We start from the raw sequence: 15,525 nt of genomic DNA, 5'->3' as shown, positions 1-15,525 counted from the left end.
GCCGGGCGACCGCATCGTTAACCGGACCTTAAACGCTTCGCGCCCTCGTTGGGCCAGTCGAGAGAACTCAACCCCGGCTCCCTGATGCCTGCGGGGCGCGCCGGCGGAGCAAGTGCATGCTGGACTCCGTCCGGATTCCGCTCAAGGTCTTGAACGCCGTCCAGACGGCCGGTGTCGCCGCGGTCGCGATCTGGCTGGCCTCGCTCGGCCTCGGCGACGCGCGCGTCGACATCGGCGAGCCGCAGCGCACGGCGCTCGCGGCCTCACGCGCCTTCTCCGAGGCCGTCGACGATGGCCTGAACACCCTCGTTTCGGATGTGCGCGGCGCCGCGCTGCTGCTGCGGCCGGACGATCCCGGGCTGTCCGATCCATCCCGGTCCGCGCTGCTGCGGGACTGGATCGCCCTGAACCCGGCCTACAGGTCCATCCTCCTCGTCGCGCCGAGCGGCGAGGTGCGGGCGGCGGATCTGGGCCATCTGGCCGGAATGACGCTCGCGCGGGAGCCGTGGCTCGGGCGGGTCCGCAACGCGCAGATCGCGCTCGCCACGGCCGCGGACGGCGCGGGCAGCGCCTTCGAGGTTGCGCTCGCCCTCGGTGTTCCGGGCCGCTCCGACCGCCTTCTGCTGCGCGTCGACGCCACCTTCTTCTCGCGGATCGAGGAGCGGGTCCGCCGCGCGCTCGACTTGCCAGCCTCGGTCGCGTTCCTGGTCACGGCCGCGGACGGGCGCGCGCTGGCCGGCATCTCGGCGGCGGAGGGCGGCGCGCAGGCCAGCGCGTCGACGCCGACGCGCGGCTTCCGCGACCTCGGCAGCCCGGGCTGGCTCGTCACCGCCCGCGCCGAGGGCGCGCCGGGCGCCGGCGGCCGGTCCGGCGCGCCGTGGCTGGCGCTCGCGCTGGTGCTCGCGGCGGCCGGGATAGGCTATGCCCTCGGCGGGCGCATGGCCCGGCCGTTGAGGGACCTCGTGGCGCGTTCCGGCGCGGACGACGCAGGGACGGGCTCGCCCGTCAGCGAGATCGATGCGGTCGCGCGGTTCGTCGCCGGCCGCGCGCAGAGCTCCGACTCGCTGCTCGCACGGGCCGGCACCGGCATCGATCGGGTCAGGGGGCGCCTCCAGACCTTCGAGGCGATGTCGGGCTGGACCTACTGGGAGGTCGATCCGCAGACGCGCCGGGTGATCTGGTCGGACCGGGATCTCGTCGGTGCGCCGGCTTGCCTCGACCGGACGGCCGAGTGGTCCGACCTGACCGGGCGCATCGATCCGGACGACCACGCCCTCCTCGAACTCACATTGACGGCCGCCCTCGCGGCCGACGGACCGCACGACATGGTCCTGCGGACCCGCCCGTCCGGGTCCGCCGGGTGCCGCCGGGTGCTCGTGCGGTTCCTGCGGAGCGGCGAGCCGGCCAGCGGCCCGCTCCGGCTCCACGCCCTCAGCCGGGAGCTGCCCGAGGGCGAAGCGCCGGGCCAGGACCTCGCGGCCAGCGCGAACGAGCGGCGGCGCAGCCTCGTCCTGCGGCGCGTCACGGACGGGATCGTCCACGATGTCAACGACGTCCTGACCGTCATGCTCGTCAATCTCGGCGTTCTGCGCCGCCGCCACCGCCTCGACGGGGAGCAGATGCGCTTGGTCGACGGCGCGCTTGCCGGGGCGCTGCGCGGCTCGGCGCTCACCCGGCGCATGCTAAGTCTCGTGCGCGGCGAGGCCGAGAGCCTCGCCGCGTGCGATCTCGCCGCTACGGTGGCCGCCGTCCTGCCCTTCCTGCAGTCGAACGTCCTGCAGGGCACCCCGGTGATCGACCGCGTGCCGAGCGATCTCCCGCGGGTCCTGTGCAGCGACCGCTTCCTGGAGGTGATGCTCCTGAACGTCGCGTTCCATTTCCGCGATCTCGGCCTCGATGGTTTCGCGATCGGCGCCGCCGAGCACGAGGGCCGCCCTGCGCCGGACCTCGATCTGCCACCGAGGGCCTATATCCGCGTGCTCCTCGCGAGCGGGCGGCCGAGGCCCGGCACGCGGCCGCGCCCGGCCTCGACGCGGGCGCTCGAGGCCGCCTCCCGGCTCATCGCCGAGGCCGGCGGCGGCTGGCGCCTCGTGGCCGATGGAACCGGCGAGGCGGCCTTCCTCGCAGAAATCTGGCTGCCGGCCGCCGTGCGCGGCGCGGCGGCGGAGCCCGCCGCGTGGCAGCCTTCCCTGCGCATCCTGCTCGTCGAGAGCGACGGCCTCGTGCGCGCGAGCCTGGCCGAGGCCCTCGGCGATCTCGGCCACACGGTCGTCCAGGCGGCCTCCGGCGACCACGCCCTCGCCCTCCTCGCCGAGAGCGCCGCCTACGACGCGATGATCGCCGACCAGTCGATGCCGGTGATGACCGGGCTCCAACTCGCCGCCACGGTGGTCGAGCGCCATCCCGGCATCCGCATCATCCTGGCGAGCCCGCACGGGCAGCTGCCCGTGGCCGCCCGGCGATTTCTGCAGCTCGACAAGCCGTTCCGGCAGGAGGATCTTGCGGCGATTCTCGCCGAGGCCGCCATACCCGAAGCGCGCGCCGCCTGAGCGGATCGCGCCGTCTTTCCCGGCCTTTTACAACTTGAAGATGAGCGATTGTTAACCCTCGTCGCGGATAAGTCGGTGGATCGAGGCACCGGGATCCGGGGAGGGAGCGGCCGTGGGGACGTTCAGCCGCCAAAGCGGGATCCGTGGCCTGGGCCGGCCCGCCTTTCTCCTCGCCGCTGCGTGGCTTGCACCCGCGGACCGCGTCCGTGCCGCCGACCTCTCGGCGAACGCGGGCGGCGTCGATTGGTATACCGGCGCGCAGCAGCAGGCGGTCGACGACAGCTGGGCGGTGGCGGTCGACGGCTCGACCAGCGTCACCTCGAACAGCTCGGCCTTCGGCTCCCTCACGGTCACGGCCGCGCCCGGCGGCGCGCCGACCCAGAGCGGCGTGCGGGTGCGCGTCGAGGCGCTGGCCGGCACCTACTCCTATCCCGGACAGGCCGTCACCTCCCGGGTCACCGGCTACCAGCAGGAGGGTGCGCTCCTGACCGGCTACGAGTGGATCTGGCGCGACGCGGCGCTCGCCGGCTTCATCGGCTTCAACGTGCGCAGCAACCAGCTCTCGATCCCCGATCCCGGCAACCCGGTGGTCGGCACCGGCGTCGGCCTGAAGGTCGCGGGCAGCTTCTACGCGAACCCGACCGACCGGACGATGGTCTCTGCCTACGGGTCGTACTCGACCAAGTTCAACGCGTATTACTCGCGCTTCCGCGTCGGCTACATGGTCGCCGACGGCGTCTATATCGGCCCGGAGGCCCTGTTCCTCGGCGACGACTTCTTCCGCCAGTACCGCGTCGGTGCGCATCTCACCGGTGTGAGCTTCGGTCCGGTCCAGATGTCGCTCGCGGCGGGCTACGTCCGCGACCGGGTCCAGGGCTCCGGCTACTACTCGAGCGTCGAGGCGCGCGCGAAGTTCTGATCCGGGCCGTTGGCCGGGCGCCATTCGCCGCTCCGGCCGGCCGCCGGCCGTTCCGGATCCGGAAAACTGTTTTGCAGGGCCGCAAAAATCGCGGGCACGGGCGACGTGCGTCGGTGGCTCGGCGCGCCGTTCGATCACCTGGATCGTGCATCTGCCCATACGGAATGAAGCAAATTTTAAGCAATCTTGGCGTGTACATCCGCCGAAACAATCATCTGGGAAGAATTTTCTATCGCACGCTGAAACTTGTGCTCAGTGACACTCTGTCTCTTGCTGGAAACGCAGCATCTCTGACTTAATTGAGTTCTTCAATGATACCGCTGGCGTGGGGTTTCGGTTGGAATTTCGTGGATTGATCGAGAAATGGACATAATCCGATGATGTGCCGAGTGGCGGCGCGGGAGATGCAGGCGTGATGCGTGCGGTGCGGTGGCTGGTATGGATGGGGACGACGGCGGCCGGCCTCGTCCTCCTGAGCCAGCCCGTCGGCACGCAGAACCAACTCGCCATGAGCCTCGCCGCCATGGCGGCGATGATCGGGCTTTGGCTGTTCCTCGACGGGCCGCGCACGCGCTTCGTGTTCCTGGCGATGGGAAGCCTCGTGGTGCTCCGCTACATCCTGTGGCGGGTCACCAACACGCTGCCCTCGCCCGGCGACCCGGTCAGCTTCGGCTTCGGGCTGCTCCTCCTCCTCGGGGAGCTCTACTGCGTCTTCATCCTGTTCGTCAGCCTGATCATCAACGCCGACCCCCTGCGCCGCCGGCCGCCGACGCCGCAGCGGGCCGCCGAGCTTCCCACCGTCGACGTCTTCGTCCCGAGCTACAACGAGGATGCGTCGATCCTCGCGATGACCCTCGCCGCCGCGCGCCAGATGAACTACCCGCCCGAGAAGCTGACGGTCTGGCTCCTCGACGATGGCGGCACCGACCAGAAATGCGCCGATGCGGACCGCGGGAAGGCCGAGGCGGCGCGGGCTCGCCGGGCCCAGCTTAAGGCGCTCTGCGCCGAACTCGGCGCCCGCTATCTCACCCGCGAACGCAACCTGCACGCCAAGGCCGGCAACCTGAATAACGGGCTCGCTCAGGCGAGCGGCGACATTGTGGTCGTGCTCGACGCCGACCACGTGCCGTTCCGCTCGTTCCTGCGCGAGACGGTCGGCTACTTCGCCGAGGATCCGCGCCTGTTCCTCGTGCAGACGCCGCACGCCTTCCTGAATCCCGACCCCGTCGAGCGGAATCTGCGCACCTTCGAGCGGATGCCGTCCGAGAACGAGATGTTCTACGCGGTGACGCAGCGCGGGCTCGACAAGTGGAACGGCTCCTTCTTCTGCGGCTCGGCCGCGCTCCTGAGGCGCGCGGCCCTCGACGAGGCGGGCGGATTCTCGGGCATCACCATCACGGAGGATTGCGAGACCGCCTTCGAGCTTCACGCTCGCGGCTGGACCAGCGCCTACGTGGACAAGCCGCTGATCGCCGGCCTCCAGCCGGACACGCTCGCCGACTTCATCGGCCAGCGCTCCCGCTGGTGCCAGGGCATGTTCCAGATCCTGCTCCTGAAGAACCCCGCCCTGAAGGCGGGGCTCAAGCCAATCCAGAAAATCGCCTACCTGTCGAGCATGACCTTCTGGTTCTTCCCGATGCCGCGGCTCGCGTTCATGTTCGCACCGCTACTGCACATCTTCTTCGATCTGAAGATCTTCGTCGCGAGCGTGGCCGAGTCCATCGCCTATACTGCGACATACATCATCATCAACCTGATGATGCAGAACTACGTCTACGGCAAGTTCCGCTGGCCCTTCGTCTCCGAGCTCTACGAGTACATCCAGGGCCTCTACCTCTCGAAGGCCATCGCCTCGGTGATCCTGTCGCCGCGAAAGCCCACCTTCAACGTCACGAGCAAGGGCGCCAGCCTCGACCACGACCACCTGTCGCCGCTCGCGCTGCCGTTCTTCGCGGTCTACGCGCTGTTGCTCGCCGGCTGCGCGGTGGCGGGCTGGCGCTACCTGTTCGAGCCTGGCGTGACCAACCTGATGCTGGTGGTCGGCCTTTGGAACTTCTTCAACCTGCTGACCGCCGGCGCCGCCCTCGGCGTCTGCGCCGAGCGGCGCCAGCTCGAGCGGATGCCCTCCCTGCCGGTCGACCGGCGCGGGGTGCTGAGCCTCGGCGGCCGGGCCGTCGACGTCTCCGTGACGCGCGTCTCCGCCGAGGGCTGCACCCTGCGCCTGCCGGGCACACTGCTCGCGCCCGGCGCCGGCCAGCGCGCCATGAGCGGGAGCCTGACTGTGATCCCCGTCGACGGCGCGCGGCAGGCGGCTCCGCTGCCGGTGATCCTGGAGGGCGTCGTGCGCGACGGCGACGAGGCCGTCTGCCGTCTGACCTTCGGCGCCCTGCAGGCCCCGGACTACGTGGCGCTGGCCGGCCTGATGTACGGCGACGCGGACGCGATGCAGCGCTTCCAGCTGCGCCGGCGCCGGCACAAGGACATCCTGACGGGCACCCTGCAATTCGTCTGGTGGGGGCTCGTCGAGCCCCTGCGGGCCCTGCGCTACGCGCTGGCCGGCGACGCGCGGCCCGTCGCCGATGAGACCGCCGCCGCTCCGTTTCCGGCCTACGATGCGCCCGAGTCCGCGCCCGTCGCCGCCGCCCGCCCGAGCCTCCCGCTCAACCTGCCCGCGCGCCCGGTCGAGCCCGTCCGCGCCGGCCCGGTTCCGGCCGAGGCGGAGGGCGACTGGGTCCGGCTGATGCTCGAATTCGAGAACGACCGCCTGCTGGCTGCCGAGGGGCGCCGCACGGGTGCCCGGTGAGGCGGCCATGAGGGCCTCACCGCGCCTGCTGGCGGCCGCAGCGGCCGCCCTCGTCCTCGCCTGCGCCGGTCCGGCCCTCACGGCGCGGGCGCAGAGCTTCCTCGGGGCGGGGCCGGCCGAGCGGCTCACGGTCCCGCCCGCGGGCGACGCCATCCGCTCCCCGCCTCCCGCGCCCCGGCCGGAGGCGGCCCCGGCGCCGCGCCCCGATGCGGGCTCCGAGGCCGCGCGGCGTCTTTCCGTCCAAGCCACCATCGCGGCGGCCCGGCGCTTTCCCGCCGGAACCCGGGGCTTCCGCCTCGCGGGCGAGGAGGACACCCTGCAATTCCCGGTCTTCCTGACCGAGGCTCAGGCCCGCGGGCCGGCGCGCCTGCGGGTCTCCTACCTGTCCGCGATCTCGGTCGCGCCCGAGGTCTCCGAACTGACCGGCCTCGTCAACGGCACCAAGGTCGGCTGGACCCGGATCCAGGCCCCCGGCGCCGTGAAGGTGGTGGAGTTCACACTACCCGAGGGGCTGCTCAAGGGCGGCTACAACGCGGTGAGCTTCATGGCGAGCCAGCGCCACCGGGTCGATTGCTCGACCGGGGCGACCTACGAGCTCTGGACGCAGATCGACCCGTCCCGCTCGGGGCTCGTGGTGGCGCCGGCCTCCGACCTCGACCTCCGATCCCTCGCGGCCCTGGAGCCCGATGAGAGCGGGGCGCTACCGGTCGGCATCGTCCTTACCGAGAAGCCGAGCCTGGAGCGCCTGGAGCGCATGATCGGCGCGGTGCAGGCGGTGGCCCTCGTCGGGCGGCTCGCGCGGCCGGCCGTGACGTTCGGGCCGCCGCTCTCCGGGCGCACCGGGGTCAACCTCGTCGTCGGCACGGCGGCTGAGATCCGCGGGGTCGAGGGCGTCGAGGAACTGGGGCCGATCACCGGGCCGAAGCTCGCGCTCCTTCCGCCGCGGGCGAACCGGGCGCCGGTCCTCGTCGTCGCCGGGGCGAACGACGCCGATATCCGCCAAGCCATCGCGACGCTCGCGGCCACCGGGGACGCGGCGGGCACGCCCGCGGGGACGCGGCTCGCCAGCCTGACCCGGGGCTACAGCGTCTCGGGCGGCGAGAGCCTCACCCTTGACCGCCTCGGGGTCGCAACCCGGGAGTTCAACGGTCGGCTGCTGCGGGTCGGCTTCGAGATCCGCTTCCCGGCCGATTTCGTCCCGGCCGATTACGGCAAGGTGATGCTGCACCTCGCCGGCGGCTACGCGGCCGGGCTCGAGCCGAGCGCACAGATCGTCGTCGACATCAACGGGCGCAACGCCGCCAGTGTGCCGCTGCCCTACGCCCGCGGCGAGGTGTTCGAGGACAGCGCCATTCCCCTCCCCTTGAGCCTGTGGCGGCCGGGGCTGAACCGCGTCGAGATCTCGGCGCACCTGCCGACGGCCTCCGACCGCGCCTGCGACACGCTCGCGCCGAGCGCCCGGCAGGCCCGGTTCCTGTTCCTCGACCGGACGCGTATCGAGGTGCCCGCTCTCGCCCGCGCCGCCCGCAGCCCCGATCTTTCCGCCATCAAGGGCGGCGCGGTGCCCTTCGTGGCGGAGGGCATCCGCCCGCGCCTCGTCCTGCCGACGCCCGACCGGGATTCGGCGGACGCCGCCGCCATGCTGGCGGCCCGGCTCGCCATCGCGGCCAAGCGCGTCATCGACTTCGAGGTGACGTCGGACGAGCGCTCGGCCGACGGGGCCATCAGCCTCGTGGTCGCCCCGGCGCGCGCGCTGAGCCCGCTGACGATCGCATCCGTCGGCCTCGATCCCGATCAGGTCCGGCGGATCTGGGAGGGTCGCGCCGAGACAGTGGCGACGCCCGGCCAGTTCGGCGCGGAGGGCGTGCTGACCCTCGACCGGATGCGGCGAAACCTGCCGATGCGCTGCGCGCTCCCACCCGCGACCATGCCGCTGCGCGTCGCCTCGGCCGCCGCCGCTCCCCCCGCGCCTGCTCCCGCGACGGCCCCCACGCCTGCGCCCGCCCCGGCCGGTCAGGATCCGCTCGCGCGCTGGGGCGAGAACCTGCGGGGACCGGGTTCGGTCGGGACGATCCTCGACGGCGCCCGGGACGAAGTCGTCCGGCGGGGTTCGGAGGCCCGGGAGGCGATGCGGGACTGGCTGCGCTGGCCCACGGAGGGCGAGGCCGTCCCGGTCGATCCGCGCGCCTCCCTCGTCCTTGCTGAAGGGGCCGCCGGGCAGCTCGGCGGCCGGATCGTGCTGGTCACCGCCCCGAACGCCTCGATGCTGAAGGCCTCCGTCTCCTGCCTCGTTGATCCCGTCGTATGGACCCGCCTCGTCGGGCGGGCCGCCTTCCTGGACGCTTCGGACGGCAGCCTCAGCATCGTCCAGCCGGATCAGGTCGATCTCGTCGAGACGCAACCCTGGACGCTGCCGAACTTCCGGCTGGTCTCGGCCGCGTGGCTCTCCCTCAATCCGGCCTATTATGTCGGCATGACGCTGCTGATGGCGCTCTGCCTCGGCCTCGCCACGACGAGCCTCGTGCGCCAGCTCGGCAGGAAGAATTCATGACGGCCCGCACCGGAGGCGCGCGCCGCCGCGGATCGATCCTTGCCGCCGCGCTCGCACTCACCGCCCTCGCGCTCGCGCCGGCGCGGGCCCAGCAGCCGGAGACCGGTGCCGTGCCCCCCGCGACCGCCCAGCCCAGCACGCCCCGCCCGGACAGCCCGTCGCCCCCGGCCGCCGGCCTCCCGCTCGCCGGCACGCTCGGCGACCACCCGGGCTGGCGCGCCTACCGGGCCCGCTTCGTCACAGAGCAGGGCCGCGTGATCGACACGGCGAACGGGCAGATCAGCCACAGCGAGGGCCAGGGCTACGGCATGCTGCTCGCGGTGGCGGCCAGCGACCGGGCGAGTTTCGAGCGGATCTGGGGCTGGACGCGCGCCAACCTGATGGTGCGCTCCGACGCATTGCTGGCTTGGCGCTGGACGCCGGACCACCGGCCCGCGATCGCCGACATGAACAACGCCACAGACGGCGACATCCTGGTCGCCTGGGCGCTGACCGAGGCGGCCGAGGCCTGGGGCGAGGCGAGTTACCGCACGGCCGCGCGGCGGATGGCGGTGGAGTTCGGGCGCAAGGCGATCCTGTTCAAGGACCCGCACGGGCCCCTCGTCCTGCCGGCGGTCTCGGGCTTCTCGGCCCGCGAGCGCGCCGACGGGCCGTTGCTGAACCTGTCCTACTGGGTCTTCCCCGCCTTCCAGCGCCTGCCCATTGTCGCCCCCGAATACGATTGGGCGGCCGTGATCCGCAGCGGCGTCGACATCCTGCGGCAGGCCCGCTTCGGGCCGAGCGGTCTGCCGACCGAGTGGATCTCGGCCAAGGACGCCCCGCGACCGGCGGACGGCTTTCCGGCCCTGTTCTCCTACAACGCGATCCGCATCCCGCTCTACCTTGCCTGGGCGGGGGCCGGGCGGCCCGAGGATCTCGCGCCCTTCCGCAGCCTCTGGGGCGGGCTCGACCGTGAGCGGCTGCCGATCGTCGACACCGCCAACGGACGGCCCGTCGAGTGGCTGACGGAGCCCGGCTACGTCGCGCTGTCGGCCCTCGTCGCCTGCGCCCAGGACGGCACCCCCTTCCCCGACGGGATGGACGCGGTACAGGACAACCAGAACTACTATCCGACCACCCTGCACCTCCTCGCGCTGATCGCGGCCCGGATGCGCTACCCGTCATGCGTGACTCGGTGATCCCCCTGCCCCTCTGCCATCCCCTGGTCGGGCTCGCCGCCGCGTGCGCCCTCGCCGCCGCATGTCCCGCCACCGCGCAGACGGCGCAGACGGGCGGCGCGCCCGAGGCCCCGCCCCGGATCGTTTACGGCGACGGCACACGGGCGCCGGCGATCCTCGTCGAGCCGGACACGTCGGGCAGTTCCGGCATGGTCGACGAGAGTGCGCTCCGCTACTACGCCTCGCAGAAGCAGACCGCCCGGATGCGGGCGGAGATCGCCCGCCTGAAGAGGCTCTATCCGGGCTGGACCGAGCCCGCCGACCTCGACAGCCTGCAGCCGAGCCCGCCCGAGGAGGCGCCCCTCTGGGATTTGTTCACCGCGGGCCGGTTCGAGGATCTGCGCGCCGCGATCGCCGCGCGCCGCTCGCTCGACGCGAGTTGGCAGCCCTCCGAGGAACTGGCGCGCAAGCTCCGCCGGGCGGAGTTCCGCAACCGCATCAAGGCGCTCGCGGGCCGCAGCGCCGAGGAGGTGGTCGCGCTCTACCGGGCCGATCCGTCCGCCCTCGACCCGGCCGACGTCGAGAGCATCTGGGCCATCGCGGATGCGCTCGCGGCGACCGGGGCCTCCGAGGACGCCTTCAACCTCTACAAATCCGTCCTCGACGCCAGCAACGATGCTGGCGCGCGCCTCGCCACGGTCCAGAAGGCGATGGCCCACATCAAGATGGACCAGGCCGAGCGCCTGATCGCCATGGGCCGGCAGGATGCGGAGGCGCGCTCGGAATTCGACGCGATCCGCCTCGACATCACCCGGGCGCGGATCGCCGCCTTCCTGCACGACGAGCCGGCGCAGGCCCCGACGCTCGCCGACCTCACCGCCTTCCAGGCCTATGCCCGCAAGGTCGGGGACCCCAGCCAGACCGGTCTCCTCGGCTGGTATGCCTACAAGCGCCGCCAGTTCCGCGAGGCGCTCGAATGGTTCAAGCAGGCGATCGCGCGCGGGGGCGACGCCATGGTCGCGCACGGCCTCGCCCACACGCTCCGCGAACTCAACATGCTGCGCGAGGCCGAGGAGGTCGCCTATGCCTGGCGCGACCGCTTCGTCGGCAACGAGATCCTGTTCATCGACATCCTGGAGCGCAAGCTGACGCTGCCGAGCCCGCCCTTCATCGAGCCCGCCCGCATCGAGCGCTACGCGAAGGTCGTGATCGCCTCGGGCTCCGGCGAGGGCGCGCAGGGCCTCGGCTGGTACGCCTACAATTCCTGCCAGTTCGAGGCGGCCCTCGAATGGTTCCAGCGCGCCGTCGCCTGGATGCCGGGTGAGAGCACCGTGTTCGGCTACGCGCTCACCCAGCAGCGGCTGAAGCGCCAGCGCCCGTATCTCGAGACCGTGAACCGCTACGACGGGCTGTTCCCCAAGGTGGTCGACCTCCTCTTCCGCGAGGATCTGGGCGGGCCGCCCCTGCCCTGCGCGCGCGAGCCGGCCCAGACTCAGCCGGCGCGCTCCGCGCCGGCTCCGGCGCCGCGGCCGGAGCCGCAGACCTACGGCCGGGTGCCCCGCCCGGACGCCGCCGGCGTCGGGCAGCGGGCCGACGCCAAGCCGCCGGCCGTGCAGCGGAGCGAGTTTCCCCTGGCGGTGTCCCTCGACAACCCGCTGCGCTTCCCGCCCGCCTCCACCCAGCAGAAGCTGGCCGAGCCGGTCCAGCCCGGTACCTACGCCCGTGAGCCGGCAACCAACCCGGCTCCCCTGGTGGCGCGCCGCGTGGCCGGGGCCGGCGCCATGCCCTACGAGCGCTACGGCTACGCGCTGCTGCCCGGGGACAACGGCCTCGACAAGCCGGAGGGATTGGCGCCGCCGCCGCAGGGAACGCTCTGGCAGGAGCAGCAGGCCGAGCGCGGCCGCCAGAACCAGCCGGAGCTCGACCGCTTCTCGGTGCCCGGTCGGCCGGCCTCCGAGCGGGCCGCCTCGAATCCGAAGACGCTGCCGTGAGACGTCACCGGAAAGGCGATCCCGCCGCCAGAATCCTGGCCTGCTGTCTCCTCCTCGCGCTCGCGGGCCCTGCGCGCGCGCAAGGCGCCTCGCCGGCCCTGCATCTGCCGGGCGCCGGCGCGGTGACGGCGGTCGTCGAGACTCCCGTCCGCGACGGCTTCGACCAGCGCATCCAGTTCGCGGGCGGCGATGGGCGCAACCACGCCGAGATCGCGCTTCGCAACGAGACTGGCGACCTCCTGCTCGCCTTTCCGCCGCGGCTCTCCAAGCCGAGCCAGTTCGGCATCGAGGGCGAGATCGCGGTCCGCTTTCCCGGACAGCCGATGCGGGTGCTTGCCGCCCCGCGGCGCAACGCCTATGGGCCGGTCGGGCTGGCGCTGGGGCCGGACTGCCTCTACGCGTGGCAATGGTTCGAGAGGCCGCGCACCGGCCCGCAGGCGGGCGGGCCATCCGCCCTGTTCGGGCCGCTTCCCGAATGGCGGGACGGGCGGCGGGCGCTGTCGCTGCGGATCCGGCTCTGCCGGACCGAGCGGGCGAGCCTCGGCGACCTCGTCGGCGCGGTCGAGCGCATGGCCATCACGCTGCCCGCGGGCCTCGGCGCCCGCAGCGTCCCGGCCGTGCGCCGGAGCCCCGCCCCGCCACGGGTCCCGCTGGCCCGGAGCCGCCCTCCGGCGCCCCAGGCCGCACGCCCGGCACAAGCCGAGCCTCCGCCGCGCAGCGAGCCGCGGTCGGCCGCGCCGCCGCAACCCGTCGAGCAATCCCGCATCCCCGCGCCCCCGCCGCCGCAGCCGAGCCCGGCCGATACCGGGCGGCGCTATCTCGCGCCGACGGGCCCGGAGGCGGGGGCGCCCGCGGCAGCCCCGGCCGTCCCGAGCGTCGGCGGACCGCAGCGCTACATCACGGACGGCCTGAAGCCGGCCGAGCCACCGGGCCCGAACCTGATGCCGAGTCCCGCCCCGGGCCGTGCGACGGGCGAGAGCCTCTCGCGCGACCTCCCGGCCGAGGCCTACCAGCCGCCCGCGAACCGAGGGCCCTGAACTGGCGGGCGGGTGTAGGCCGGGCCGGCTTCCGAGTTCGGGTCGCCGCCAGACGTCTCTGTAAGCTCTATTTAGGCTTGCCGGCTGATTGGTCTTTCGCGGGCTTGTGCACCTTCTGCGTCGCCCAAGCCTTCGCCAGCGCTTTCGCGGCCTCTGCGGTCAGTTTCATCGCTCAGCCTCCCGTACGATCGAATCCTGCTCCCGGCGGATGCATCGCGCATCCTCACGCCGTGATCATCTCCTCCTGCACCCCGGTGAGATAGCCCGTGAGCCGGAGGGTCACCTCGCGGTCCGCGCATTGAACCCAGATCGCGGCCGGCAGGACGACCGGATCGAAGTTGCGCAGGACCGACTCGGCCGCGAGCGCGATGTCCCTCTCCGACGAGTGCGCCAAAAGGCGACGTCCCCCGGTGTAGCGATCATGACGGCGATGGTAGCCATAGGGGACAACGGTGCAGGCCCCTCAACGTTGCAGGCGCGCGCCGGGGTGACGGGCGTCAGCGTCCGTCCGCGGCCGGCCGCGTGATCGCGACGACCGTGTCCCGCCGGGGCGACAGGGCGACCAAAGAGGCCGCCTTTTCGATGGCCACGAGCAGCGCCGCGGGCTGGTAGGGCTTCGAGATCAGCGGGAAGCCGTCCTTGATCGCCTTCTCGGCCTGATCGCTGTAGCCGGTCGCCAGCAGGATCGGCAGATCGGGCCAGCGGCGGCGCACCTGCCGGGCGAGGTCGAACCCATTCATGCCGCCCGGCATCACGAGGTCGGACAGGACCAAGTCGAAGCGCTGGCCCGCGGCGAGCACCTGCAGCGCCTCCGGCGCACTCGCGGTGCTCACGACCGCGTGGCCCCGCTCGTGGATCACCGAGACCGCAACCTCCGCGATGTGGGGATTGTCCTCGACGAGGAGGATGTGCAGCGGACGACGCATCTCGTCGGGCCGCGGGGCGCCGATCTCGGCGTCCGTCGCCGGCGCGTCCGTGCGCGGCAGGGCGATCGTGAACGTCGTGCCGTGGCCGACCTCGCTCGCCGCGCGCACCGACCCGTGCGCCTGCTGGGCGAAGCCGTAGACCTGGGGGAGGCCGAGGCCCGTCCCCTTGCCGACGTCCTTCGTGCTGAAGAAGGGCTCGAACGCGCGGGCGAGCACGTCTGGCGGCATGCCGTGGCCGGTGTCGCTCACGGCGATCTCGACGCTGGCGGCCGCACCCGCCTCGGGACCGGTCGCGTTCTCCGTCCGGATCCGGAACCGGCCGCCCTCGGGCATGGCGTCGCGTGCGTTCACGGCGAGGTTGATCAGGGCGATCTGCAGCTGCGAGGGATCGACCTCGACCGGCCAGACGCCCTCGGCGAGATCGAAGACGAGGTGAATATCGCCCCGCAGCGACTGCTTCAGCATGTCGTCCATGCCGAGAATCAGCCGGTTGACGTCCACCACTTCGGGCAGAACCACGTGCCGGCGCCCGAAGGTGAGCAATTGCTGCGTCAGCCTGCGGCCCTGCTCGACCGCCTGGACGGCGTTGTCGATCAGGCGGGCGCGCCGCTCCTCGGGAGCGCGCCGCAGCAGGTCGAGGTTGCCCAGCACGACGGTCAGGAGGTTGTTGAAATCGTGGGCGACGCCGGAGCTCAGGCCGCCGAGCGCCTCCATCTTCTGCGCCTGGAACAGGGCGGCCCGGGTCTTCTCGAGGGCCTGCTGCGCGCTCCGCCGTTCGGTGATGTCCCGGGTGACCTTGGCGTAGCCGACGAGCGCCCCCATCTCGTTGCGGATGGCGTCGATGACCACGCTCGCCCAGAACCGGCTGCCGTCCTTCCGCAGCCGCCAGCCTTCCGCCTCGTACTTGCCCTCCCGGAGCGCCGTCTCCAGGGCCCTGGCGGGCAGGCCCGCCGCCCGGTCTCCCTCCGTGTAGAAGCGGGAGAAATGCTGGCCGACGATGTCCGATTCCCGATAGCCCTTGATCCGGGCCGCACCGGCATTCCAGTTGGTGACGATCCCCTCCGGGCTCAGCATGAAGATGGCGTAGTCGGTCACGCCCTGCACGAGGATGCGGAAGCGTTCCTCGCTCGCGCGCAGAGCCTCCTGCGCCGCCTGACGCGCCGTGATGTCCCGCGTGATCTTGGCGAAGCCGAGCAGGGCGCCGGATGCATCGCGGATGGGGTCGATCACGACGTGCGCCCACATGCGCGTTCCGTCCTTGCGGACCCGCCATCCCTCCTGCTCGAAGCGGCCTTCGCTGGCCGCGGTCTCGAGCGCGCGCCGGGGCAGGTCCGTCGCCTTGTCCTCGGTCGTGTAGAACCGGGAGAAGTGCTGGCCGATGATCTCGGCCTCGGAGTAGCCCTTGAAGCGCTCCGCGCCGGGGTTCCAGCTGACCACGATGCCGGTCGGATCGAGCATGTAGATGGCGTAGTCGGTCACCGCCTGGATCAGGAGGCGGAAGCGGTCCTCGGCGATCCGTCCGCCTCCGGACAGGTTCTCTGATGACATGTAAACCTCGGCCTGCCCTCCCGCCTGCCTGGGCAGAATGAGTC

General features: G+C 72.2%; 9 protein-coding genes. 7 read left to right on the top strand and 2 right to left on the bottom strand.

Annotated elements, in window-relative coordinates; genetic code table 11:
- Positions 1-116 precede the first annotated feature (116 nt).
- From DK389_RS23680 to bcsN, 7 genes are all read left to right on the top strand, one after another.
- Positions 117-2,549: a response regulator gene (locus tag DK389_RS23680; RefSeq protein WP_109893272.1), complete on the top strand. Its 2,433-nt coding sequence runs from the start codon at positions 117-119 to the stop codon at positions 2,547-2,549.
- Between the two features lie 148 nt (positions 2,550-2,697).
- Complete coding sequence (gene bcsS, locus DK389_RS23675) at positions 2,698-3,468, top strand: cellulose biosynthesis protein BcsS (protein WP_236961036.1); 771 nt, start codon at positions 2,698-2,700, stop codon at positions 3,466-3,468.
- Between the two features lie 415 nt (positions 3,469-3,883).
- Positions 3,884-6,271, top strand: a complete 2,388-nt coding sequence (bcsA, locus tag DK389_RS23670) for a UDP-forming cellulose synthase catalytic subunit (protein WP_109893268.1) — start codon at positions 3,884-3,886, stop codon at positions 6,269-6,271.
- A gap of 7 nt (positions 6,272-6,278) precedes the next feature.
- Complete coding sequence (locus tag DK389_RS23665) at positions 6,279-8,822, top strand: cellulose biosynthesis cyclic di-GMP-binding regulatory protein BcsB (protein ID WP_109896780.1); 2,544 nt, start codon at positions 6,279-6,281, stop codon at positions 8,820-8,822.
- The gene (locus DK389_RS23660) at positions 8,819-10,000 is read left to right on the top strand and encodes a family 8 glycosyl hydrolase (protein WP_109893266.1); all 1,182 of its coding nucleotides are present in this window, start codon (positions 8,819-8,821) and stop codon (positions 9,998-10,000) included. The genes DK389_RS23665 and DK389_RS23660 overlap by 4 nt, the downstream gene beginning before the upstream one ends.
- Positions 9,985-11,970, top strand: a complete 1,986-nt coding sequence (locus tag DK389_RS23655) for a hypothetical protein (protein WP_236960310.1) — start codon at positions 9,985-9,987, stop codon at positions 11,968-11,970. Before DK389_RS23660 ends, DK389_RS23655 begins: the two co-directional genes overlap by 16 nt.
- On the top strand, positions 11,967-13,007 hold the full coding sequence (gene bcsN, locus DK389_RS23650) for a cellulose biosynthesis protein BcsN (RefSeq protein WP_236960308.1): 1,041 nt from the start codon (positions 11,967-11,969) through the stop codon (positions 13,005-13,007). The genes DK389_RS23655 and bcsN overlap by 4 nt, the downstream gene beginning before the upstream one ends.
- Before the next feature lie 223 nt (positions 13,008-13,230).
- Here bcsN and DK389_RS23645 read toward each other — a convergent pair whose 3' ends face one another.
- Both DK389_RS23645 and DK389_RS23640 read right to left on the bottom strand, forming a co-directional pair.
- Positions 13,231-13,401 (bottom strand): hypothetical protein, encoded by a 171-nt coding sequence (locus DK389_RS23645; RefSeq protein WP_236960306.1) that lies wholly within the window; start codon positions 13,399-13,401, stop codon positions 13,231-13,233.
- A 103-nt stretch (positions 13,402-13,504) separates the two neighbouring features.
- Positions 13,505-15,481: a hybrid sensor histidine kinase/response regulator gene (locus DK389_RS23640; RefSeq protein ID WP_109893264.1), complete on the bottom strand. Its 1,977-nt coding sequence runs from the start codon at positions 15,479-15,481 to the stop codon at positions 13,505-13,507.
- Between the last annotated feature and the right edge of the window lie 44 nt (positions 15,482-15,525).

It is taken from the genome of Methylobacterium durans, from assembly GCF_003173715.1.
GTDB classification, from domain to species: domain Bacteria; phylum Pseudomonadota; class Alphaproteobacteria; order Rhizobiales; family Beijerinckiaceae; genus Methylobacterium; species Methylobacterium durans.
The sequence above is the reverse complement of the archived record's forward strand: the minus strand, read 5'-3'. Positions and strand labels throughout refer to the sequence as shown.